Source organism: Streptomyces sp. NPDC006610 (genome assembly GCF_040611575.1).
In the GTDB taxonomy this organism is placed as follows: domain Bacteria; phylum Actinomycetota; class Actinomycetes; order Streptomycetales; family Streptomycetaceae; genus Streptomyces.
The window spans coordinates 16,448-39,096 of the sequence record NZ_JBEXOP010000034.1 but is presented as its reverse complement, the minus strand read 5'-3'; the positions used below and the strand labels follow the sequence as shown (position 1 = coordinate 39,096).

20 protein-coding genes are annotated in these 22,649 nt (G+C 71.6%); 7 read left to right on the top strand and 13 right to left on the bottom strand.

Annotation, left to right across the window (positions count from 1 at the left end):
* Positions 1-164 precede the first annotated feature (164 nt).
* From ABZY13_RS24770 to ABZY13_RS24750, 5 genes are all read left to right on the top strand, one after another.
* A complete protein-coding gene (locus tag ABZY13_RS24770) occupies positions 165-1,493 on the top strand; it encodes a DUF2252 domain-containing protein (protein WP_356634323.1) in 1,329 nt (442 codons plus the stop codon).
* A 149-nt stretch (positions 1,494-1,642) separates the two neighbouring features.
* A complete protein-coding gene (locus ABZY13_RS24765) occupies positions 1,643-2,338 on the top strand; it encodes a hypothetical protein (RefSeq protein ID WP_356634321.1) in 696 nt (231 codons plus the stop codon).
* A 78-nt stretch (positions 2,339-2,416) separates the two neighbouring features.
* On the top strand, positions 2,417-3,217 hold the full coding sequence (locus ABZY13_RS24760; RefSeq protein WP_356634319.1) for a DsbA family protein: 801 nt from the start codon (positions 2,417-2,419) through the stop codon (positions 3,215-3,217).
* A gap of 97 nt (positions 3,218-3,314) precedes the next feature.
* Positions 3,315-4,976 (top strand): alkaline phosphatase D family protein, encoded by a 1,662-nt coding sequence (locus ABZY13_RS24755; RefSeq protein ID WP_356634317.1) that lies wholly within the window; start codon positions 3,315-3,317, stop codon positions 4,974-4,976.
* A 339-nt stretch (positions 4,977-5,315) separates the two neighbouring features.
* Entirely contained in the window at positions 5,316-6,320 is a 1,005-nt protein-coding gene (locus tag ABZY13_RS24750) for a zinc metalloprotease (RefSeq protein ID WP_356634315.1), read from the top strand.
* Positions 6,321-6,358: 38 nt separating this feature from the next.
* Here ABZY13_RS24750 and ABZY13_RS24745 read toward each other — a convergent pair whose 3' ends face one another.
* The gene (locus tag ABZY13_RS24745) at positions 6,359-6,928 is read right to left on the bottom strand and encodes a dienelactone hydrolase family protein (protein WP_356634313.1); all 570 of its coding nucleotides are present in this window, start codon (positions 6,926-6,928) and stop codon (positions 6,359-6,361) included.
* Positions 6,929-7,035: 107 nt separating this feature from the next.
* Between ABZY13_RS24745 and ABZY13_RS24740 the strand changes: the two genes are divergently transcribed.
* A complete protein-coding gene (locus tag ABZY13_RS24740; RefSeq protein WP_356634311.1) occupies positions 7,036-8,160 on the top strand; it encodes a mechanosensitive ion channel domain-containing protein in 1,125 nt (374 codons plus the stop codon).
* Between the two features lie 218 nt (positions 8,161-8,378).
* Here the strand turns inward: ABZY13_RS24740 and ABZY13_RS24735 are convergent, their stop codons facing one another.
* The 4 genes from ABZY13_RS24735 to ABZY13_RS24720 all read right to left on the bottom strand — a co-directional run bounded on the left by ABZY13_RS24735 (position 8,379) and on the right by ABZY13_RS24720 (position 11,665).
* Positions 8,379-8,858: a GNAT family N-acetyltransferase gene (locus ABZY13_RS24735; RefSeq protein ID WP_356634309.1), complete on the bottom strand. Its 480-nt coding sequence runs from the start codon at positions 8,856-8,858 to the stop codon at positions 8,379-8,381.
* Complete coding sequence (locus ABZY13_RS24730) at positions 8,855-9,799, bottom strand: RluA family pseudouridine synthase (RefSeq protein WP_356634307.1); 945 nt, start codon at positions 9,797-9,799, stop codon at positions 8,855-8,857. Before ABZY13_RS24730 ends, ABZY13_RS24735 begins: the two co-directional genes overlap by 4 nt.
* A 43-nt stretch (positions 9,800-9,842) precedes the next feature.
* Positions 9,843-10,424: a signal peptidase II gene (gene lspA / locus ABZY13_RS24725; RefSeq protein WP_356634305.1), complete on the bottom strand. Its 582-nt coding sequence runs from the start codon at positions 10,422-10,424 to the stop codon at positions 9,843-9,845.
* Between the two features lie 65 nt (positions 10,425-10,489).
* The gene (locus tag ABZY13_RS24720; RefSeq protein ID WP_356634303.1) at positions 10,490-11,665 is read right to left on the bottom strand and encodes a TraR/DksA C4-type zinc finger protein; all 1,176 of its coding nucleotides are present in this window, start codon (positions 11,663-11,665) and stop codon (positions 10,490-10,492) included.
* Positions 11,666-12,230: 565 nt separating this feature from the next.
* Between ABZY13_RS24720 and ileS the strand changes: the two genes are divergently transcribed.
* Entirely contained in the window at positions 12,231-15,368 is a 3,138-nt protein-coding gene (ileS, locus tag ABZY13_RS24715; RefSeq protein ID WP_356634301.1) for an isoleucine--tRNA ligase, read from the top strand.
* A 133-nt stretch (positions 15,369-15,501) separates the two neighbouring features.
* Here the strand turns inward: ileS and ABZY13_RS24710 are convergent, their stop codons facing one another.
* The 8 genes from ABZY13_RS24710 to murG form a co-directional block, all read right to left on the bottom strand.
* Positions 15,502-16,632: a DivIVA domain-containing protein gene (locus ABZY13_RS24710; protein WP_356634299.1), complete on the bottom strand. Its 1,131-nt coding sequence runs from the start codon at positions 16,630-16,632 to the stop codon at positions 15,502-15,504.
* Between the two features lie 52 nt (positions 16,633-16,684).
* Positions 16,685-16,975, bottom strand: coding sequence for a YggT family protein (locus tag ABZY13_RS24705; protein WP_356634297.1), 291 nt, complete (start codon positions 16,973-16,975; stop codon positions 16,685-16,687).
* Positions 16,976-17,025: 50 nt separating this feature from the next.
* The gene (sepF, locus tag ABZY13_RS24700) at positions 17,026-17,667 is read right to left on the bottom strand and encodes a cell division protein SepF (protein ID WP_356634295.1); all 642 of its coding nucleotides are present in this window, start codon (positions 17,665-17,667) and stop codon (positions 17,026-17,028) included.
* A 127-nt stretch (positions 17,668-17,794) separates the two neighbouring features.
* Positions 17,795-18,514, bottom strand: a complete 720-nt coding sequence (locus ABZY13_RS24695; RefSeq protein WP_356634293.1) for a YggS family pyridoxal phosphate-dependent enzyme — start codon at positions 18,512-18,514, stop codon at positions 17,795-17,797.
* Between the two features lie 6 nt (positions 18,515-18,520).
* Positions 18,521-19,249, bottom strand: coding sequence for a peptidoglycan editing factor PgeF (pgeF, locus tag ABZY13_RS24690; protein WP_356634291.1), 729 nt, complete (start codon positions 19,247-19,249; stop codon positions 18,521-18,523).
* The gene (gene ftsZ, locus ABZY13_RS24685) at positions 19,246-20,436 is read right to left on the bottom strand and encodes a cell division protein FtsZ (protein ID WP_356634289.1); all 1,191 of its coding nucleotides are present in this window, start codon (positions 20,434-20,436) and stop codon (positions 19,246-19,248) included. Before ftsZ ends, pgeF begins: the two co-directional genes overlap by 4 nt.
* Positions 20,437-20,724: 288 nt before the next feature.
* Positions 20,725-21,522, bottom strand: coding sequence for an FtsQ-type POTRA domain-containing protein (locus ABZY13_RS24680; RefSeq protein ID WP_356634287.1), 798 nt, complete (start codon positions 21,520-21,522; stop codon positions 20,725-20,727).
* A gap of 23 nt (positions 21,523-21,545) precedes the next feature.
* Entirely contained in the window at positions 21,546-22,646 is a 1,101-nt protein-coding gene (gene murG / locus ABZY13_RS24675) for an undecaprenyldiphospho-muramoylpentapeptide beta-N-acetylglucosaminyltransferase (RefSeq protein ID WP_356634285.1), read from the bottom strand.
* Between the last annotated feature and the right edge of the window lie 3 nt (positions 22,647-22,649).

Here is a 22,649-nt window from a genome sequence, read left to right as displayed (position 1 = left end):
GACGGGGTCCCGACCGGCCGGGGACGGTCCGGGAGACAGCTGCGAAGTCTATGCCTCGCCGCTGACATCGTGCGGGCACTCCGGCGTACCTTCGGACGTTGGAAGGTGACGGACGCAGCGTCCGCACAGGTGAGGCACCACCCCGTACCAGGAGGCACCCGGCGATGTCGTTTCCGCAGCTCAGCGACGAGCGACGCGGCGAGGAGATCCTCGCCGTCCTCGACACCGCGTTCGGCGAACTCCTGGCCGCCGACCCGGCCGCGTTCCGGGTGAAGTTCCGGAAGATGGCCGCTTCGGCGTTCGCGTTCTACCGGGGCACGGCGTGCCTCTTCTACCACGACCTCGCGGACGAGAAGCGCGGCGGGCCGTATCTGGACGAGCGCACCTCGCGGGTGTGGATCCACGGCGATCTGCACGCCGAGAACTTCGGCACGTACATGGACGCCACCGGCCGGCTGATCTTCAACGTCAACGACTTCGACGAGGCGTACGTCGGCCCCTTCACCTGGGACCTCAAGCGCTTCGCCGCCTCCATCGCCCTCGTCGGCTACGCCAAGGCGCTCAGCGACGAGCAGATCACCGAGCTGGTGCGGATCTACGCCGCCGCCTACCGCGAGCGCGTGCACTCCCTGGCCACGGGAGCCAAGAACGACGAGGTGCCGCCGTTCACCCTGGACACCGCCGAGGGGCCGCTGCTGGACGCGCTGCGCGACGCCCGCTCGCTGACCCGGTTCGGGCTGCTGGACTCGATGACCGAGATCCGGGACTTCGAGCGCCGGTTCGCCCCGGGCGGCGGCTCCGTCGAGCTGGACGCGGCCACCCGCTACAAGGTGCTGGCCGCCTTCGACGGCTATCTGGAGACGCTGCCGGAGACGTCGCTGGCCCGCCCGGACTCCTACCGGGTCAAGGACGTCGTGGGGCGGCGCGGCATCGGGATCGGCTCGGCGGGGCTGCCGTCGTACAACATCCTGCTGGAGGGGCACAGCGACGCCCTGGAGAACGACGTCGTGATCTACATCAAGCAGGCCCAGACCCCGGCCGTCTCCCGGCACGTCACGGACCCGGCGATCCGCGAGTACTTCCTGCACGAGGGCCACCGCACGGTGATCTCCCAGCGCGCCCTCCAGGCGCACGCCGACCCGTGGCTGGGCTGGACCGAGCTGGACGGGCGCGGGCAGCTGGTCGCCGAGGTGTCGCCGTACGCCGTCGACCTGGACTGGGGCGACATCGACGACCCGGAGGAGATCGCCGCGGTGGTGGCCGACCTCGGCCGGGCCACGGCCAGCATGCACTCGGCCGCCGACGACGACAGCGGTCACTCGGAGCTGGTGCCGTTCTCCACGGAGCGGGCCATCGACGCGGCCATCGCGGCCGACGAGGAGGGCTTCGCGCCGCTGCTGGTGGACTTCGCGCACAGCTACGGCGCACGCGCGCGTGCCGACCACCAGACCTTCCTCGACCTGTTCCGCAACGGCCGCATCCCCGGCCTCTGACCGGCCCCGGCGACTCCCGCCCCTCGCCGGGCCCTCGCCCCGTTCCGGACCCCCCTCGCCCCGTTCGGACCCGCCTCGCCCCGGCGCGGGCCGCTCACAGGAACCCTTTAGGAGTCCCTTAGGCGGTCCGTGTCACACTCTCCACTGCCATGGACATATCCGGGAGACAGCTCAGGGCCGTACGCGCGGCGCTGTTCACGGCGGTCGTCGTGACGCTCAGCACCGCGTCGCACGTGCTGCTGTCCGGAGCCCCGCTGCCGCTGAGCACGGTGACCGTCATCGCCGCCGCGGTGTTCGTCCTCGCGTACGCCCTGGCCGGCCGGGAGCGCGGCTTCGGCCGGATCGCCGCCGTGCTGATCCCGCTGGAGCTGGCCGCCGACACGGTGTTCACGGCCGGCCAGCACGCCTGCTACGGCCGGGCGGGCGGCCCCGTCGCCGGCCCGCTGCGCTCGGTCGGCCTGGACGTGCTGTGCGCCGGGGAGGTCGGCGCCCCACTGGCGCGGATGGCCGGGACCACCTCCACGGCCACCGACCGGCTCGCCGCCCTGCTCGCCGACGCGCACCCCCAGACCGCCTGGCTGCTGCTCGGCGCCCACGTCGGCGTCGGCCTGCTCGCCGCCGCCTGGCTCGACCGCGGCGAGCGCGCGCTGGCCCAGCTGCTGCGGGCGGCAGCCACCACCACCTTCCGGCCGCTGCTGCTGGCCACCGCCGCGCGCACCCCCCGGCCCGTCGCGCCCGCCCGGCCGGCGCCCCGGCCCGTCCGCCGCGCGGCGCCCAAGCGCGAACTGCTGCTCGCACACTCCCTGGGACGGCGTGGCCCGCCGTGCTCCCCCGCCCTCGTCTGAGCGGCGCCCCGAGCACGCATTCCACCCCCACACGCAACCGCGTACGACATGTGCGCGTCCCACACGGAGACCATCACCATGAGCAAGCGGAACAACCAGGCCGCCAAGGCGGCCGCCCGTGAGCGTCTGCGCCAGGAGCGCGAGCGTCAGGCCAAGCGCGAGAAGGCGAAGCGGCAGATCGTCGTCGCCTGCTCGGTCGTCGGCGTCCTCGCGGTGGCCGGCGGCATCGGCTACGCCGTCGTCCAGGGCAACGCGCCGACGCACTGGGAGGAGGTCGCCGACGCGAAGGTGGTCGCCCCCGCCAACACCTCGGGCAAGGACGGCACGACCATCCTCATCGGCGACTCCGAGACCGACCACGTCGTCCACCTGTACGAGGACCCGCGCTGCCCGGCCTGCGCCTCCTTCGAGCAGAACATCGGCGAGACCGTCAACAAGGGCGTGGAGGACGGCGACTACAAGCTCTCCCTGACCCTCGGCACCTTCCTCGACGGCAACCTCGGCGGCGAGGGCTCGAAGAACGCGCTCAGCGCGCTCGGGGCCGCGCTGAACGTGAGCACCGACGCGTTCCTCGACTACAAGGCGGCGCTGTACTCGGCGGAGCACCACCCGGCCGAGTCCACCGACGAGTTCGCCAAGGACGAGTACCTGATCAAGGTGGCCGACACCGTCGACGCCCTGAAGAACAACAAGAAGTTCCAGGACGCCGTCGAGAAGGGCACCTACGACGCCTGGGCGATGCGGATGAGCAAGTCGTTCGACGACGCCGAGGGCGTCGACTCGACCCCGACCATAAAGATCAACGACAAGGTGATCAGCAACCCGGGCAGCGTCGCCGACTGGGAGAAGGCGCTCAAGGACGCGGGCGTCACCAAGTAACGCACGGCGTAAGGGCGGGCGAACTCTTCCGGGTTCGCCCGCCCTGTCCTGTCCGTCGTCTTACCGAGCGGCTTACCGATCAGTAATCTGATCGCCCGTGACCAGTCGCAACAGCTCCCACACGAGCCCCAACCTGCCTGCTCCGCGCCGCCGTACGGTCGTCAAGGCCGCCGCCGCCGGAGCCGTGCTCGGCGCCCCGCTGGCCGCCGCGCTGCCCGCCCGCGCGGCGACGGTGACCCCCGCCTTCCTGCACGGCGTCGCCTCCGGCGACCCGCTGCCGGACGGCGTCCTGCTGTGGACCCGCGTGACGCCCACCGCGGAGGCGACCCCCGGCTCGGGCCTCGGCCCGGACGTGACCGTCTCCTGGACCGTCGCCACGGACCGCGGCTTCGCCGACGTCGTCGCCAAGGGCTCCACCACCGCGTCCGCCGCCACCGACCACACCGTCAAGGCGGACATACGCGGCCTGGCGCCCGCCACGGACTACTGGTTCCGCTTCTCCGCCGACGGCGTGGACTCGCCCACGGGCCGCACCCGCACCGCCCCCGCCGCGAACGCCGCCGTCCACGGACTGCGCTTCGGCGTGGTCTCCTGCGCCAACTGGGAGGCCGGCCACTTCTCCGCCTACCGCCACCTCGCCGCCCGCGGCGACCTGGACGCCTGGCTGCACCTGGGCGACTACATCTACGAGTACGGCGCCGGCGAGTACGGCACCCGGGGCACCGTGGTGCGCCCGCACGCGCCCGCGCACGAGATCCTCTCCCTCGCCGACTACCGCACCCGGCACGGCCGTTACAAGACCGACCCGGACCTCCAGGCCCTGCACGCCGCCGCGCCCGTGATCGCCATCTGGGACGACCACGAGATCGCCAACGACGCCTGGGCGGGCGGCGCCGAGAACCACACCGAGGGCGCCGAGGGCGCCTACTCGGGGCGTCAGGCCGCCGCCAAGCAGGCCTACTTCGAGTGGATGCCGGTGCGCCCGGCGATCGCCGGCACCACCTACCGGCGGCTGCGCTTCGGCAAGCTCGCCGACCTGTCCCTGCTGGACCTGCGGTCCTTCCGCTCGCAGCAGGTCTCCATGGGCAACGGCGGCGTGGACGACGCCGACCGCACGCTCACCGGCCGGGCCCAGCTCGACTGGCTCAAGGCGGGCCTCTCCTCCTCCGACACCACCTGGCGGCTGGTCGGCAACTCGGTGATGATCGCGCCGTTCGCCATCGGCTCGCTCTCCGCCGAGCTGCTCAAGCCGCTGGCCAAGCTGCTGGGCCTGCCGCAGGAGGGCCTCGCCATCAACACCGACCAGTGGGACGGCTACACCGACGACCGCCGCGAACTGCTGGCCCATCTGCGCGCGAACGCGATCCGCAACACCGTCTTCCTGACCGGCGACATCCACATGGCGTGGGCCAACGACGTGCCGGTGAACGCGGGGACGTATCCGCTGTCCGCGTCGGCCGCCACCGAGTTCGTCGTCACGTCGGTCACCTCCGACAACCTGGACGACCTGGTGAACGTCCCCGAGGGCGCCGTCTCCGCCCTCGCCGCGCCGGTCATCCGCGCCGCCAACCGGCACGTCCACTGGGTCGACACCGACCGCCACGGCTACGGCGTGCTGGACATCACCGCCGAGCGCGCGCAGATGGACTACTACGTGCTGTCCGACCGCACCAAGGCCAACGCCACCTCCAAGTGGGCCCGCTCGTACCGCACCCGCAGCGGCACCCAGAAGGTGGAGCGCACCTACGACCCCGTGTGAGCGCGCCCCACGGCGACCGCGGGGTGACCGAGAGGCCCTTTCCGGCCAACGGCAGTCCGACCGACGGTCGTCAAGGCCGGATCACATCGCTGGGACGGGTGGTGCGCACCGGGACTCGAATCCGGACCAACCACCCTCCCCACGGCCGCCCGTGTTACGCCCCGGCCCCTCCGCCCGGAGGGACCGGGGCGTTCCGTTTCCCCAATCGCCCGTGTTCGCCGGGAATTCGATCGGCCCGATCACCACTCTTCCCAGACTCGGCATGTCCACGTAATCTCCCGGCGGTGGCCAGGAAAGATCCCTGTGCCGCTCTCCCCACCGCATCCGCTAGGAGCCCGTATGCGTGCGCTTGCCCGGATATCCCCCCTCACGCGCAGACGTCTCGTCGGCACGGCCGTCGTGACCGGAACCCTGTTGCTCACCCCGCTGTCGGCCCCCACGGGGGTCGCCGCGGCCGGCGTCCCCGCCGCTTCCGCCTCGACCGAGGAGTGCGCCGACGACACCCACACCGCCGCCCGCGAGGCCCACCCCGGCCACGGGTCCGAGGCGCACGCCGCCGAGCCCAACGAGATCAGCGCGGCCAGGGCCGAGGCGATGAACGCCGATCTGCGCAAGAAGCTCGACAAGTTGCCGTCCAGCCGCCGAAACCTTTCTGCGACGGCGTCCACCACGATCCCGGTCTACTTCCACGTCATCCACGACGGCGCGAAGGGCCAGCTCACGTCGGCCGACGTCAACGCCCAGATGAACGTGCTGAACTCGGCGTACGCGGGCCAGGGCACCGGCAACACCGACTCGGGCTTCCAGTTCACGCTGGCCGGCACCGACTACACGGACAACGCCGCCTGGTACAACCTCAACTCCGGCTCGCCGGAGGAGAAGGCGATGAAGACCGCCCTGCGCAGGGGCGGCGCGGGCACCCTCAACGTCTACACCGCCAACCTCGGCGGCGGGCTGCTCGGCTGGGCCACCTTCCCCAGCTCCTACGCGTCCAACCCGACGATGGACGGCGTGGTCCTGCTGGACGCCTCGCTGCCCGGCGGCTCGGCCGCCAACTACGACCAGGGCGACACCGCGACCCACGAGGTCGGCCACTGGCTCGGGCTGTACCACACGTTCCAGGGCGGCTGCAACGGCAGCGGCGACTACGTCTCCGACACCCCGGCCGAGAAGAGCCCCGCCTACCAGTGCCCGGAGGGCCGGGACACCTGCGCCCGCTCGGCCGGCGCCGACCCGATCCACAACTTCATGGACTACACGTACGACGCCTGCATGTACCAGTTCAGCGCGGGACAGGTGACGCGCATGCAGCAGCACTGGGCCGCGTACCGCGCCGCGGGCTGACCGGCTGACAGCACGTCACGCCAACGCCACGGCGTGCGTCACAGCGAGTCGAGGAAGCCGAGCGCCACCCGCCAGGTGGCCTCGGCGGCCTCCTCGTCGTAGTCGGGCAGGCCGGGGTCGGTGTACAGATGACCGGCTCCGGCGTACCGGTAGACCTCCACGTCCGCGCCCGCCCTGGTCATCTGGAGATACCAGGAACTCAGCCAGTCGTCCGTCTCGAACGCGTCCGGCTCGGCGACGTGCAGCTGGACCGGCAGGCCGTCCGCCGAGACGTTGGGCGCGATGTCGGACGTGCCGTGCAGAAGCAGCAGTCCGCGAGCCTTCTCGTCGCCCAGCGCCAGCGTCTGCGCCACGGACGCCCCGAGCGAGAAGCCGGCGTACACCAGCTCCCGCTCCGAGTAGGGCGCGGCGGCCAGCACGGCCCGTCTGAGCAGTTCCTCCTTGCCGATGCCGGCGTTGAACTCCATGCCCTCCTCGACCGTCTCGAAGGTGCGGCCCTCGAACAGGTCGGGCGTCCACACCTCGTGCCCGGCCGCGCGCAGCCGGTCCGCCGCGTCGCGCACGGCGGGGCGAAGACCGTAGGTCGAGTGGAAGAGCATGACGTTCATGGCAGACATGGTGCCAGCCGGGTGTGACAACGCCCGTGCGGGCACTGCCCCGAACCGCGGCGAATTCACATGTTCAGTGCCGCCCCGTCCCGGTTACGTTCGTGGGCATGGAGAACATACTCCGCCCCCTGATCGTCATCGGCGGCTCGGTCCTGCTCACCCTGGTGATCGGCTGGGCCACCGACCGCCTGCTGCGCAAGGCGGACGCACGGCACCACGACACACCGCTGTGGGGCCTGCTGCGCCGCGGCCGGATCCCCTACCAGCTCCTGCTCTGCGCGGCCCTGTTGAGAGGCTCGTTCGACTCCGCGCAGCTGCTCCAGGACCACCGGTTCGGCATCGGCCGGTTCCTGACGCTGGTGCTGATCGGCTCGGCGGCCTGGCTGGTGATCCGGATCGCGGCCGCGGTCGTCGAGACCTCCTACACGCGGTACGCCAGTTCGCACGCCCGGCGTGATCCGGCGCGCGTGCGCCGGGTGCGCACCCAAGTGACGCTCATCACACGGGTGGTGGCGGCGGTCGTCGGCGTGGTGGCCGTGGCGGCGATGCTGCTGACGTTCCCGGCGATGCGTGCGGCGGGCGCCTCGCTGCTGGCCTCCGCCGGCATCATCGGCATCGTCGCCGGTGTGGCCGCGCAGTCCACGCTGAGCAATATGTTCGCCGGGTTCCAGATCGCCTTCGGCGACATGGTGCGCATCGGGGACACGGTCGTCGTGGACGGCGAGTGGGGCACCGTCGAGGAGATCACGCTGACCTATCTGACGGTGCGGACCTGGGACGAGCGCCGGATCACCATGCCTGTGTCGTACTTCACGTCCAAGCCGTTCGAGAACTGGTCGCGCGGCACCCCGCAGATGACCGGCACCGTCTACTGGCAGCTGGACCACTCGGCGCCGGTGGAGGCGATGCGCGAGAAACTGCGCGACATCCTGCGCCAGTGCCCGGCCTGGGACGGCCGCACCTACGGGCTGGACGTGACGGACACCACGCCGAACACCATGGAGGTGCGCGCCCTGGTGACCGCCAAGGACGCGGACGACATCTGGTCGGCGCGGGTCACGGTCCGCGAGCAGATGATCGGCTGGCTGGTCAAGGAGCACCCGTACGCCCTGCCCCGCGTCAACACCGCCGACGCCGTCCTGCGCCCCGGCCTCAATGGCCGGCGCCCGTCCCCCGACGGCTCGTCCGCGCGGCGCGCGGTGGAGACGCCGTCGCGTGTGGAGCGCGGCTGAGGGGGGCGTACGGGCAACGGACTCCGGCGCGCTCGGATGCGGGGCGCGGGGGCGGTCCCTCCGCCCACGGACTTCCGGCGGGCGCACCGCGGGCGGAGGGGCCGCACCGCGCGCTCCGGGCGAAGTGGCGCCGACCTGGGAGGGCTGGGACGACAACCCCGGCAACCCCGCGCACGGCGAAGGACCCGCGCCGGGCCGCACGGCTCGCGCGCCGTCGGCTACAGGGCGCGGCGCATCGCCCGGTGCGCGATCCCCGCGTCCGGGAACTCCGGTCCGTACGCCTCGTAGCCGAGGCGCTCGTAGAAGCCGAGCGCATGCGTCTGGGCGTGCAGGTCGACGGCGGCGAGCCCGCGGGCGCGAGCCGCGTCCTCGATGGCCCGCACCAGCGCGACGCCCACGCCCAGACCGCGCGCCTCCTTGGCGACGGCCAGCCGGCCGAGCGAGCCCACCGCCGGGTCGCCGCCGGTCTTGGCGGCGACCCCGTCGCCGTACAGCAGCCGGCCGGTGCCGAGCGGCACGCCGTCCTCCCGCACGGCCAGCACGTGCAGCGCGCCGGCGTCGTAGGCGTCGTACTCGATGTCCTCCGGCACGCCCTGTTCGGCGACGAAGACCTGCTTGCGCACGGCGAAGCAGGCCTCGCGGTCGGCGGCATCCTCGGCGACGCGGACGGTGTAGGCGGGCGGGACCGCGGGGCTCATCCGTAGGTCTCCTCACGGACCTGGTCCAGGGCCTGCCGGAGGTCCTCGGGGTAGTCGCAGGAGAACTCCGCCCACTGCCCGTCGCCGGGGTGCTCGAAGCCCAGGCGCACGGCGTGCAGCCACTGGCGGGTCAGGCCCAGCCGTTTGGCGAGCGTGGGGTCGGCGCCATAGGTGAGGTCGCCGACGCACGGGTGGCGGTGGGCGGCCATGTGGACGCGGATCTGGTGCGTGCGGCCCGTCTCCAGCTTCACGTCCAGCAGGGAGGCCGCGCGGAACGCCTCGATGAGGTCGTAGTGCGTGACGGAGGGCTTGCCCTCGGCGGTGACCGCCCACTTGTAGTCGTGCTGCGGGTGGCGGCCGATGGGGGCGTCGATGGTGCCACTGGTCGGGTCCGGGTGGCCCTGGACCAGGGTGTGGTAGCGCTTGTCGACCGTGCGCTCCTTGAACTGGCGCTTGAGCGACGTGTACGCGTACTCCGACTTGGCGACGACCATCAGGCCGGAGGTGCCGACGTCGAGGCGGTGCACGATGCCCTGGCGCTCGGCCGCGCCGGAGGTGGAGATCCGGTACCCGGCCGCGGCGAGGCCGCCGATGACGGTCGGGCCGGTCCAGCCCGGGCTCGGGTGGGCGGCGACGCCGACGGGCTTGACGATGACCACGACGTCCTCGTCGTCGTGCACGATCTCCATGCCCTCGACCGGCTCGGCGACGACCTGCACCGGGGCGGGCGCGGCCGGCATCTCGACCTCCAGCCAGGCGCCGCCGCTGACCCGCTCGGACTTCCCGACCACCGACCCGTCGACCGTGACCTTCCCGGCCGCGGCGAGCTCGGCCGCCTTGGTGCGGGAGAAGCCGAACATGCGCGAGATGGCGGCGTCGACGCGCTCGCCCTCCAGGCCGTCGGGCACGGGCAGGGTACGGATCTCGGGAATCGTGCTCACCCGTCGAGTATGCCGGACCGCTCCGGCGAGCCCGAACGCGTGCTCAGTCCTTGTGGACGGTCCCGTCCGGATCCAGCCCCTTGAAGGACAGCAGCACGATCAGGATGCCGCCGCACACGATCGCCGAGTCGGCGAGGTTGAACACGGCGAAGTGCTTGGGCGCGATGAAGTCCACGACCGCGCCCTCGAACACGCCGGGCGAACGGAAGATGCGGTCGGTGAGGTTGCCGAGCGCGCCGCCGAGCAGCAAGCCGAGCGCGACCGCCCACGGCAGGCTGTACAGCTTGCGCGCGAGCCGGGCGATCACGACGATCACGGCCGCCGCGATCACCGTGAAGATGACGGTGAACGCCTCGCCGAAGCCGAAGGCCGCGCCCGCGTTGCGGATCGCCTCGAACCGCAGCCAGTCGCCGATGATCTCGATCGGCTCGTGGTGCTCCAGCTTGGCGACCACGATCATCTTGCTGACCAGGTCGAAGGCGTACGCGACCGCCGCCACCGCGAACAGCACGGCGATCCGCCGCTTGCCGCGGGGCCGCTCGGCGTCGGACCGCTCGCCCTCGGACCGCTGGCCCTGCTCCGCATCGTCGTCCGGCGTACCGATGACGCGCTCCACCTCTGCCACGTGAGTCCCTCAACCTAGGTGCCTGACTGAGCACGAGGGTACGGCACGCCCCGCGCGCGGCCGGATCAGTACCGGCGCTCCTGCTTCTGCTTGCACTCCACGCACAGGGTGGCCCGTGGGAAGGCCTGCATCCTGGCCTTGCCGATGGGTTTGCCGCAGTTCTCGCACAGACCGTACGTCCCCGCGTCCAGGCGCTGCAGGGCGCGCTCGGTCTGGTCGAGCATCTCGCGCGCGTTGGCGGCGAGGGCCAGCTCGTGCTCTCGCGTGATGTTCTTGGTGCCGGTGTCCGCCTGGTCGTCGCCGGCACCGTCGCCGGAGTCGCGCATCAGGCCGACGAGGGACGCCTCCGAGGAGGCGATCTCGGTGCGCAGCCGCTCCTCCTCCGACGTCAGCTCCGCGCGGGCCTCGGCGACCTCCTCCGGGGTCCAGGGGTCCTCGCCGGGGCGCACCGCGAGGTCGCCCGGCTCCGCCGCGGCGACCCGTGCCTTCGGAACGGCGGTCTTCGCCGCCGTGGCCTGGCCAGGAGTCTTCTTCGCAACCACCGTCGTGGCTCCCGTCTGCTCCGCGGCCTGCGCCGCACCCGCCTTCTTGCCCGTACGCCCGCCGGCCCCGCCCGAAGGCGCCGCCGCCCCCTCGCCCCCCGCATCCTTACCCGCCCCCGCGCCCCGGGAACGCCCGCCGCCGCTCTCCCCCGCGTCGGCCCCCTTCCCGCCGGCCGCGGCACCCGCCGCACGCCTGCGGGGCGCCTTCCCGGCTGCCGTCCCTCCCGCGGCGCCGGCGTCGCCGCCCGTTTTCCCGGCGGCCGCCTTCTTGCTGCCGCCCGCCGCACCCTTCCCTGACGGCTTCCCGGCGGCCACTGCCTCGCCGCCGGGCTTGACGACGGCCGACTCGGCGGTGACCATCCCGGCAGCCGGCGTCGTAGCAGCCGCTGTCTTCGCGGAGGACGTCTTGACGGTGGCCGTCTTCGCGGTGGCCGTCTTCTCCCCCGCCGGTTCCCCGCCCGTCGTTCCCGGGGGGACCGCCTCCCCGCGCGGCGCCTCGGCCACCCTCCCGGCCGACCGCTTCTTCTCCGTCTCCGCCCCCGTCGCCTTCCCGGACCCGCGCTTCCCCGCAGCCGGCGCCTCGGACGCCGCCCGCTTCGCCGTCCCCCGCGTGCTCCTCTTCCCACCCGTCTCCCCGGCCGTGCCGCCGGAGGATCTGCCGGACGCCGGCTGCTGCACGGCGGTCTTCTTCGCCACCATGGCCGCGCCCCCTTCACATGTGGTGATCTTGCACGCGCATCGTGCTGGGACGATAAATCGACTCGAGTCGGGCGGCAACGGGGCTCGCCGCCCCGAAGACCGCCGCTCGGGCGGCATGCATGCGTTGTGCCCAGCTCCCCGCCGGGTAATCCGGCCACCCCCGCCTCCCCCGGGACGAAAATCGTGCAGTCGACCGTTCGGGTCGTCACACCCGCCCCGGAAACCGGTCGGCCGCTGTCCGTCCCGCGCCGTACACTGGGCGGAGCGAGAAGCGTGGATGGGGACGAGTAGCGGCGTACGCAGTCCAGAGCGACCCGGGGACGGTGGGAGCCCGGGGGCGAGCGCGACGTGAAGATCACCCCGGAGCCGCCGGAAGAAAGCCGGGCCGACGAGGCGGGCGAGTAGAACCGGCATCGCGACCCCAATGAGGGGGCTCACCCGGCGCACACCGCGCGGCGGGGGGCCAAGGAGGGTGGTACCGCGGGAGCGCGCCGCACACGGCGTACAGCACAAGGCTCTCGTCCCTCCGACGGAAGGCAGCAAGTCCGCCGGAGGAAGCGCGCTGATGACAACGCCTACGTACCGCCAGGTGCCCGCCCAGGTCGACCTGCCCGCCCTCGAGCACGCCGTGCTCGACTTCTGGCGCGAGCAGAAGATCTTCGCCAAGAGCCTGGAGCAGTCCGAGGGCCGCCCCGAGTGGGTGTTCTACGAGGGTCCGCCCACCGCCAACGGCATGCCGGGCGCCCACCACATCGAGGCCCGCGTCTTCAAGGACGTCTTCCCCCGCTTCCGCACCATGCGCGGCTACCACGTCTCCCGCAAGGCCGGCTGGGACTGCCACGGCCTCCCCGTGGAGCTGGCGGTCGAGAAGGAGCTGGGGTTCTCCGGCAAGAAGGACATCGAGGCGTACGGCATCGCCGAGTTCAACGCCAAGTGCCGCGAGTCCGTGCTCCGTCACACCGACGCCTTCACCGAGCTGACGACCCGCATGGGCTACTGGGTCGACCTCGACGACGCGTACGTGACCATGGAGCCCGAGTACATCGAGTCCGTCTGGTGGTCGCTGAAGGAGATCTTCAAGAAGGGCCTGCTGGTCCAGGACCACCGCGTCGCCCCCTGGTGCCCCCGCTGCGGCACCGGCCTGTCCGACCACGAGCTGGCCCAGGGCTACGAGACGGTCGTCGACCCCTCCGTCTACGTCCGCTTCCCCCTCACCTCCGGGCCCCTCGCCGGCGAGGCCGCCCTCCTGGTGTGGACGACCACCCCCTGGACCCTGGTCTCCAACACCGCCGTCGCCGCCCACCCCGAGGTGACCTACGTCGTCGCGACCGACGGAGAGGAGAAGCTCGTCGTCGCCGAGCCACTCGTCGCCAAGGCGCTCGGCGAGGGCTGGGAGACCACCGGCGAGTCCTTCACCGGCGCCGAGATGGAGCGCTGGACCTATCGCCGCCCCTTCGAGCTGATCCCCTTCGACGCCGAGGCCCACTTCGTCGTCAACGCCGACTACGTCACCACCGAGGACGGCACCGGCCTCGTCCACCAGTCCCCCGCCTTCGGCGAGGACGACCTCAAGGTCTGCCGCTCCTACGGCCTGCCCGTCGTCAACCCGGTGCGCCCCGACGGCACCTTCGAGGAGGACGTCCCCCTGGTCGGCGGCGTCTTCTTCAAGAAGGCGGACGAGAGTCTCACCGAGGACCTCAAGGACCGCGGCCTGCTCTTCAAGCATCTGCCGTACGAGCACAGCTACCCGCACTGCTGGCGCTGCCACACCGCGCTCCTCTACTACGCCCAGCCGTCCTGGTACATCCGCACCACGGCCGTCAAGGACCGTCTGCTCCAGGAGAACGAGAACACCAACTGGTTCCCGGACACCGTCAAGCACGGCCGCTTCGGCGACTGGCTGAACAACAACATCGACTGGGCGCTGTCCCGCAACCGCTACTGGGGCACCCCGCTGCCGATCTGGCGCTGCGAGGACGGCCATCTCACCTGCGTCGGCTCCCGGGCGGAGCTGACCGAGCTGACCGGCGCGGACCAGTCGGGCCTCGACCCGCACCGCCCGTACATCGACGACGTCACCTTCGCCTGCCCCGAGTGCGAGAAGACGGCCACGCGCGTGCCCGAGGTCATCGACGCCTGGTACGACTCGGGTTCGATGCCGTTCGCGCAGTGGGGCTATCCGTACAAGAACAAGGAACTGTTCGAGCGCCGCTACCCGGCGCAGTTCATCAGCGAGGCCATCGACCAGACGCGCGGGTGGTTCTACACCCTGATGGCGATCGGCACGCTGGTCTTCGACAAGTCGTCGTACGAGAACGTCGTCTGCCTCGGCCACATCCTCGCCGAGGACGGCCGCAAGATGTCCAAGCACCTGGGCAACATCCTCCAGCCGATCCCGCTCATGGACCAGCACGGCGCCGACGCGGTGCGCTGGTTCATGGCGGCCGGCGGCTCCCCCTGGGCGGCCCGTCGCGTCGGCCACGGCACCATCCAGGAGGTCGTCCGCAAAACCCTGCTGACGTACTGGAACACGGTCGCGTTCCAGGCCCTGTACGCCCGCACGTCGAACTGGGCCCCCTCCGCCGCCGACCCGGCCCCGGCCGAGCGCCCGCTGCTGGACCGCTGGCTGCTGTCCGAGCTGCACGCGCTCACCGACCAGGTCACCCTGGCGCTGGAGGGCTACGACACCCAGCGCGCCGGCAAGCTGCTGTCCGCGTTCGTCGACGACCTGTCCAACTGGTACGTCCGCCGCTCCCGGCGCCGCTTCTGGCAGGGCGACAAGGCGGCCCTGCGCACGCTGCACGAGGTCGTCGAGACGGTCACCCGGCTGATGGCGCCGCTGACCCCGTTCATCACCGAGCGGGTCTGGCAGGACCTGGTCGTACCGGTGACGCCGGGCGCCCCGGAGTCGGTGCACCTGTCCGCGTGGCCGGAGGCCGACCTCACCGCGATCGACCCGGAGCTGTCCCGGCAGATGGTCCTGGTCCGCCGCCTGGTGGAGCTGGGCCGCGCCACCCGCGCCGAGTCGGGCGTCAAGACCCGCCAGCCGCTGCGGCGCGCGCTGATCGCGGCGACCGGCTTCGAGGCGCTCGACCCCGAGCTGCACACGCAGATCACGGAGGAGCTGAACGTCGAGTCCCTGGCGTCGCTCGGCGATGTCGGCGGCTCCCTGGTGGACACGACCGCCAAGGCCAACTTCCGCGCGCTGGGCAAGCGGTTCGGCAAGCGCGTCCAGGACGTCGCCAAGGCCGTCGCGAACGCCGACGCCGCCGCGCTGTCCCTCGCCCTGCGCGAGGGCACGGCCTCGGTGGAGGTCGACGGCGAGACCGTCGCCCTCGCCCCGGACGAGGTGATCATCACCGAGACCCCGCGCGAGGGCTGGTCGGTGGCGTCGGACGCGGGTGCGACGGTCGCCCTGGACCTGGAGATCACCGAGGAGCTGCGCCGCGCGGGCCTCGCCCGTGACGCGATCCGGCTGATCCAGGAGGCCCGCAAGAACAGCGGCCTCGACGTCGCCGACCGGATCGCCCTGCGCTGGACGGCGACGGACCCGGCGACGGTGGCGGCCCTCACCGGGCACGCCGGGCTGATCGCCGACGAGGTCCTCGCCACGGACTTCGCCCAGGGCGAGGCCGACGACAGCTACGGCGCCCCGTTCACGGACGAGGGCCTGACGCTCGCGTTCCGCCTGCGCAAGGCGTAACGGCACAAGCCCCCGGCGCCCGGGCCAAAGGGCGCCCCCACACGGGACGCGCACGCGAAAGGGCGGGGCCCCGGATCCAAGATCCGGGGCCCCGCCCTGAACACTGCCGACTGCTACGCCGTACCGATGACCGTCAGTTGTCGTCCTCGTCGATCAGGAAGCCGCGCATCGGCGAGGGCGCCTGGCCCATCGGCGACGGACCCTGCGGACGGACCGGAGCCATCGGCTGGGTCATCGCCGGGGACATCTGCTGCTGACCGCCGTAGGACGGACCACCGGGACCGGGCGCGCCGCCCATGCCCTGGTTGCCGCCGCCGTAGGACGGGGCGCTCGCGCCGGCCGGGGCCATCGAGGGCGCCGGGGACGGCGGGAGGGACGCGGCAGCGGGCTGACGCGGCGGGGCGAGGGAGTCGTCCGCCTGGGTCTCCAGCTGGCGCAGCTGCGACTCCAGGTACGACTTCAGACGCGTGCGGTACTCGCGCTCGAAGCCGCGCAGGTCCTCGACCTTGCGCTCCAGCGTGGCGCGGGCGGACTCCAGGGAGCCCATCGCGACACGGTGCTTCTCCTGCGCGTCCCGCTCGAGCGCGTCGGCCTTGGCGCGCGCGTCGCGCTCCAGGCCCTCGGCACGCGAACGCGCCTCGCCGACGATCTTGTTGGCCTCGGAACGGGCCTCGGCGATCGCCTGGTCGGCGGTCTGCTGGGCCAGCGACAGCACGCGCGCGGCGCTGTCGCCACCGGGACCCTGACCACCCATGGGGCCGCCCATCGGACCGCCCATGTGCTGCATGGGGGGCTGGCCCATCGGGCCCGGACCCTGGCCCATCGGACCGGGACCCTGGCCCATCGGACCGGGACCCTGCGGACCCTGACCGCCGGGGCCGGCGGGCAGCTGCGGGGCACCGCTCGGCAGCTGGGGCGGGCCACCCATGGGGCCGCCCATCTGCTGCTGCGGCGGGCCCGATATCCCGGCGGGCACGGGAGCGCCGGGACCTCGCATGCCCTGCTGCGGCATGCCGCCCTGCTGGGGCATCCCGCCCTGCTGGTCCTGCTGTTCCGGGGGCTTGCGCATGTTCTGCTGGTTCTGCGCGGCCGCACGGGTCGCCGCGGCCAGCTTGGCGCGCAGGTCCTCGTTCTCGCGGAGCAGGCGGGTCAGTTCGGCTTCGACCTCGTCGAGGAAGGCATCGACCTCGTCCTCGTCATAGCCTTCTCGGAGGCGGACGGTCGTGAACTGCTTGTTCCGCACGTCCTCGGGGGTCAACGGCATCTCTTCACCTCAACGTAGTCATCGGCAGTCGGCAAGACCGTATCGCTCACAGTCACCTCGCGAGGCTTCCCACGATCGAGATGAGGATGTAAACGATGATCATCAGTACGAAGAAGGACAGGTCGAGCGCCACGCCCCCGAGACGCAACGGCGGGATGAACCGCCGCAGAAGCTTCAACGGTGGATCGGTGACAGTGTAGGTGGCCTCCAGAACGACCACCATCGCCTTGCCGGGTTGCCACGAGCGGGCGAACTGGAAGACGTAGTCCATGACCAACCGGAAGATCAGCACGATGAGGAAAACCATCAGCGCGATGTAGATCACCTGCGCGAACACGCTCATGGCCGATGTTTCCCTCTCCCCTGTTCCCACTGCTTCTTGGTCGGTACGTCTCAGCTCTGGTTGAAGAACCCGCCCTCTGCGATGCGGGCCTTGTCCTCCGCCGTGACATCGACGTTAGCAGGCGACAACAGGAACACCTTCTGCGTCACCCGCTCGATGCTGCCGTGAAGACCAAACACCAAACCGGCCGCAAAGTCGACAAGTCGCTTGGCGTCTGTGTCGTCCATCTCAGTCAGATTCATGATCACCGGCGTGCCCTCACGGAAGTGTTCCCCGATGGTACGGGCTTCGTTGTACGTCCGCGGGTGAAGCGTGGTGATCCGGTAAGGCTCTCGTTCCGACACGACCTTGGGCATGATCACCGGCGCGTTCTTCTCCAGGGGCTGACGTTCTTGTGTGATGGACGCCACGGGCGCGATGCGCGCGGGACGTCCGGATTCCGCGGACAGCGAAGAGGATCTCGCCACCGGCTCACGGGGCGCCGGAGGCTGCACGATTCGCACCTCTTCATCCCTTTGGGACTGATGTGCGAGGTGCGACTGGTGGGACGGCTCGTGCCGCCGGTGGTCCCGCTCGGGCTCGGGGTCGAGTTCGGGTTCGAAGTCGTCGTCGGGATCGAATCCCCGGCCGTCGTACCCATCGTCCTCCACGAGGCCGAGGTAGACCGCCATCTTGCGCATCGCGCCGGCCATGCTCTGAGTCCTCCGCTCTGTGGTGGATCGGCTGACGACTGCCAAGTGCCCGCGATCCACGAGGTCTTACGCCGCCCTTCGACGGTAATGACCATATTTTCTGCTGTGGTCCGACTTCTTGGCGACGTTACCCGAGCCCGGCACGGACTCCGAGTACCGCCGTACCGACGCGCACATGTGTCGCCCCGGCCGCGACGGCCTGTTCGAGGTCCGCGCTCATCCCCGCAGAGACCATGGTGGCAGCCGGATGGTCCCTGCGCAGGTCGGTCGACAAATCCATCAACCGCCCGAACGTCTCGCGTTGACGTCCCGCGTACTCCCCGGTGAGCGGCGCGACCGTCATCAGACCGTCGAGCCGCAACCCCGGAGCGGCGGCCACGAGACCGGCCAACTCCCCGATCCCCTCGGGGGCCACGCCGCCCCGGTCCCCACGCCCGCTCGCCCCCGCGTCGAAGGCGACCTGGATCAGGCACCCCACCTCGCGCCCGGCGCGCTCCGCCTCCTTCGACAGAGCCGTGACGAGCCGGGACCGGTCGACCGACTGCACCAGGTCGGCATAACCGACCACGGATCGCACCTTGTTGGTCTGCAACTGACCGACGAAATGCCATGTCAGGGGCAGATCCGAACAGGCCGCGGCCTTGGGCGCGGCGTCCTGGTCCCGGTTCTCCGCCACATGACGCACACCGAGTTCCGACAGGATCCGCACATCGCTCGCCGGATAGGTCTTGGTGACGACGATCAGCGTCACCTCTTCGCGCTTCCGGCCGGCGGCCGCGCAGGCGGCGGCGATGCGCTCCTCTACTTTCGCCAGGTTCGTGGCGAGTTCGCCCCTACGGTCCGTCATGCCCCATCAGTCCAGCCAGACATAGCCCGCGAGCCGTCCGGTGGTCCGGTCGCGGCGGTACGAGAAGTGGTCGTGCGATTCCCGGGTGCACACCGGGGAGTGCGCCCGGTCGCGCACCCCGAGCCGTTGGAGCTGGGCGTGCACCCCGGCGCCGACGTCGAGCGCCGGCGTGCCCCAGCTCGTCTCGGTGTGCGCCGCCGGTTCGAGGGCGGCGACCTCGGCGCGCATCGGCTCCGGCACCTCGTAGCACCGACCGCAGACGGCGGGTCCGGTGCGGGCGACGATCCGGGCTGGGTCGGCCCCCAGTTCCGCCATCGCGCCCAGTGCCGCCGGGACGACACCGGCGACCATGCCGGGCCGGCCGGCGTGGGCCGCGGCGACGACCCCGGCGACCGGGTCGGCGAGCAGTACCGGCACGCAGTCGGCGGTGAGCACGGCGAGCGCCAGTCCCCGGGCCGTCGTGACGATCGCGTCGACCTCCGGCGCCGGGCGCGCGCCCCAGGGACCGTCGACCACGGCGACGTCGTTGCCGTGGACCTGGTTCATCCAGACCACCCGTCCGGGGTCGACGCCCAGCGACTTGGCGGCCAGTTCCCGGTTGGTGCGCACGGACCGCGGGTCGTCGCCGACCGCGCCGCCCAGGTTGAGCTCCTCATACGGAGCGGCGCTCACCCCGCCCCACCGGTCGGTGAAGGCGAAGTGCGCGCCGCTCACGGTCTCGCGCTGTCCTATCACTTCAGGAAGTCCGGTACGTCCAGTTCCTCGGCCGCGCTGTCGGTGTAGGTCCGCGACGGCGGGACCGGCGGGGAGGCCGGCAGCTCGCTCACCGGCTCGGGCGCCGGCTCCGGCTCCTCCTTGGGCTTGACGCTGCCGAGCGTGCCGAAGGACGGCCGGCTCTCGGGCTGCCGTACGGGCGCGGGTTCGTCGCGCTTGACCGAGGACGAGCCGAGGACGTTGTCCCGCTTGGCGGGCGGCTGACCCCCGTCGAAGCCGGCCGCGATCACGGTGACCCGCACCTCGTCGCCGAGGGCGTCGTCGATGACCGCGCCGAAGATGATGTTGGCCTCGGGGTGGGCAGCCTCGCTGACCAGCTGGGCGGCCTCGTTGATCTCGAACAGGCCGAGGTCGGAGCCGCCGGAGATGGAGAGCAGCACGCCGCGGGCGCCGTCGATGGACGCCTCCAGCAGCGGCGAGGAGATGGCCATCTCGGCCGCGGCCACCGCGCGGTCGTCGCCGCGGGCCGAGCCGATGCCCATGAGCGCCGAACCGGCCTCGGACATCACCGACTTCACATCGGCGAAGTCCAGGTTGATCAGACCGGGCGTGGTGATGAGGTCGGTGATGCCCTGGACGCCGGAGAGCAGCACCTGGTCCGCCGACTTGAAGGCGTCGAGGACGGAGACCTGGCGGTCCGAGATGGACAGCAGCCGGTCGTTCGGGATGACGATGAGGGTGTCGACCTCCTCGCGCAGCTCGGCGATGCCGTCCTCGGCCTGGTTGGCCCGGCGCCGCCCCTCGAAGGTGAACGGGCGGGTGACCACGCCGATGGTCAGGGCGCCCAGGGAGCGCGCGATGTTGGCCACGACGGGCGCGCCGCCGGTGCCGGTGCCGCCGCCTTCACCGGCCGTCACGAAGACCATGTCGGCCCCCTTGAGGACCTCCTCGATCTCCTCGCGGTGGTCCTCGGCGGCCTTGCGGCCGACGGCCGGGTTGGCTCCGGCGCCGAGTCCGCGGGTGAGTTCGCGGCCGACGTCGAGCTTGACGTCGGCGTCGCTCATCAACAGCGCCTGTGCGTCGGTGTTGATGGCGATGAACTCGACGCCCTTGAGACCGACCTCGATCATCCGGTTGATGGCATTGACACCACCGCCGCCGACACCGATGACTTTGATGACTGCGAGGTAGTTCTGCGGTGCTGCCACGTCGAAGGCCTCTCGCCTCGAGTTACGTGCGCCGGTTCACCGGGACGCAGCTGCGCCTCGCGATCCGACGACTGATGCCGATTGGGACGGTCCGTTGTGCCGACCCGAACCCTAACGTTGAAGTTTAGGGTTACCAGTGTGTCTGTTCCCTGGAGTCTTCTGAACAGGACACTAAGTCGACAAGCGGCGCACGTTCAACGAACACGCCGAACCTCCCGTTTTTCTTTTCACCCTATGTGATCAGGCATAGCGATGCCCAACCAGGGTGGTGGCCTGCGCCGATGCGCGTCAACTCCCTGATGACGCGGGCGCGGTGGGGACGCTGACGTCGAAGTGCCGGGCCCGTGGGGCCGCTTTCAGCAGGGCGGTCAGGGTACGGCCCTTGGCGCGCCCCTGTTCGGCGCTGCCCCAGACGACGGTTCGGCCGTCGGTCAGCTCCAGCGCGATGTCGTCGTAGGAACGGACCTTGACGGCCCGGGTCAGCCGGGCGACCGCGGCCGGGACGTCGCCCGCGACGCGCACCGCCTCGCGCACCAGCCGCGCTTCGCCGAAGCGGCGCAGGCTGGCGGCGGCCGAACCCTGCCGGGAGACCGTCAATTCCAGCAGGGGAACGCCTTTCGGGGCCCGGGAAACCGTGGCGAAACGGACACCCTCGTCGTCCACCTCCACGAACTCGCCGCCCTTTTCCATGACCAGGACCGCGGTGCGCTCGGTGACTTTCAGCGTGATTCCGTCCGGCCAGGAACGCACCACCTCAACTTCGTCAATTCGGGGCAATTCCCGGCGCAGTCGTGACGCGATCGCACCGGTGTCGACGGAGACCATCGGCGCGCCGACCGGTACGGCCGCGGCACGGCGGACCTGGGCCGGCGTCAGAACGTCCGCGCCGGAGACGGACACCCGCTCGACGCGCAGCCACTGCGAGCCGTAGAGGAGCCAGCCGCCGCCGGCGGCGAGGACGACCAGCGCGATGGCCAGGATGATGATCGTACGGAGCCGGGGCGGTCGCCACCGGCGGGCGGCCGGGGGCGGGCCGGACGATCCCTGCTGACGTGCACCGCGCTCGGCGGTGGTCGGTCCGGCCACGCTCCCCTGCCTTCCGTCCAGCGTTACTGGCGATGCGCCCGGTGTGCCGCGATCGCCTCGTACACCATGCCGACGAGCAGTTCGTCGGCGTCCCGGCGGCCGAACTCGGCGGCGGCGCGGGACATCTCGTACAGCCGGTGCGGGTCGGCGAGCACGGGCAGGACGTTCTGCTGCACCCACTCGGGGGTGAGTTCCGCGTCATCGACCAGCAGTCCGCCGCCCGCCTTCACCACCGGCTGGGCGTTCAGCCGCTGTTCGCCGTTGCCGATGGGCAGCGGGACGTAGGCGGCCGGAAGCCCGACGGCGGAGAGTTCGGCGACGGTCATCGCGCCCGCGCGGCAGAGCATCATGTCCGCCGCGGCGTACGCGAGGTCCATCCGGTCCAGGTAACTTACCGGGACGTACGGGGGCATCCCCGGCATCTGGTGGACCTGCGGCAGTTCGTTCTTGGGGCCGACCGCGTGCAGGATCTGGATCCCGGCCTGCTGGAGCCAGGGGGCGACCTGCTGGACGACCTCGTTGAGCCGGCGGGCGCCCTGCGAGCCGCCGGTGACCAGCAGGGTCGGCAGGTTGGGGTCGAGGCCGAACGCCGCGCGCGCCTCGGGCCGTACGGCCGCCCGGTCCAGGGTGGCGATCGAGCGGCGCAGCGGGATGCCGATGTAGCGGGCGCCGCGCAGCTTGCTGTCCGGGGTGGAGACGGCCACCTGGGAGGCGTACCGGGAGCCGATCTTGTTGGCCAGGCCCGGGCGGGCGTTGGCCTCGTGGATGACGATCGGCACCCCGAGCCGCTTGGCGGCCAGGTAGCCGGGCAGCGCCACATAGCCGCCGAAGCCGACCACGACGTCCGCCTTGGTGCGTTCCAGGATCTGCTCGGCCGCCTTGATCGTGCCGCGCAGCCGGCCGGGCACGGTGATCAGCTCGGGGGTCGGCTTGCGCGGCAGCGGTACGGCGGGGATCAGCGCCAACTCGTAGCCGCGCTCCGGGACGAGGCGGGTCTCGAGTCCGCGCTCCGTGCCCAGTGCGGTGATCCCCACCGTCGGGTCCTGCCTGCGCAGGGCGTCCGCGAGGGCGAGCGCGGGCTCGATGTGGCCGGCGGTCCCCCCGCCGGCGAGTACGACATGCACCGA

Coding starts and splice junctions, on each gene's coding strand:
- sepF (WP_356634295.1), bottom strand. CDS start 17,667: ATGGCCGGCGCGATGCGCAAGATGGCGGTCTACCTCGGCCTCGTGGAG.
- ABZY13_RS24765 (WP_356634321.1), top strand. CDS start 1,643: ATGGACATATCCGGGAGACAGCTCAGGGCCGTACGCGCGGCGCTGTTC.
- ABZY13_RS24770 (WP_356634323.1), top strand. CDS start 165: ATGTCGTTTCCGCAGCTCAGCGACGAGCGACGCGGCGAGGAGATCCTC.
- ABZY13_RS24745 (WP_356634313.1), bottom strand. CDS start 6,928: ATGAACGTCATGCTCTTCCACTCGACCTACGGTCTTCGCCCCGCCGTG.
- ABZY13_RS24720 (WP_356634303.1), bottom strand. CDS start 11,665: ATGGTGGCGAAGAAGACCGCCGTGCAGCAGCCGGCGTCCGGCAGATCC.
- ABZY13_RS24750 (WP_356634315.1), top strand. CDS start 5,316: ATGCGTGCGCTTGCCCGGATATCCCCCCTCACGCGCAGACGTCTCGTC.
- ABZY13_RS24710 (WP_356634299.1), bottom strand. CDS start 16,632: ATGCCGTTGACCCCCGAGGACGTGCGGAACAAGCAGTTCACGACCGTC.
- ABZY13_RS24735 (WP_356634309.1), bottom strand. CDS start 8,858: ATGAGCCCCGCGGTCCCGCCCGCCTACACCGTCCGCGTCGCCGAGGAT.
- ABZY13_RS24760 (WP_356634319.1), top strand. CDS start 2,417: ATGAGCAAGCGGAACAACCAGGCCGCCAAGGCGGCCGCCCGTGAGCGT.
- ABZY13_RS24740 (WP_356634311.1), top strand. CDS start 7,036: ATGGAGAACATACTCCGCCCCCTGATCGTCATCGGCGGCTCGGTCCTG.
- ileS (WP_356634301.1), top strand. CDS start 12,231: ATGACAACGCCTACGTACCGCCAGGTGCCCGCCCAGGTCGACCTGCCC.
- ABZY13_RS24695 (WP_356634293.1), bottom strand. CDS start 18,514: ATGACGGACCGTAGGGGCGAACTCGCCACGAACCTGGCGAAAGTAGAG.
- ABZY13_RS24705 (WP_356634297.1), bottom strand. CDS start 16,975: ATGAGCGTGTTCGCGCAGGTGATCTACATCGCGCTGATGGTTTTCCTC.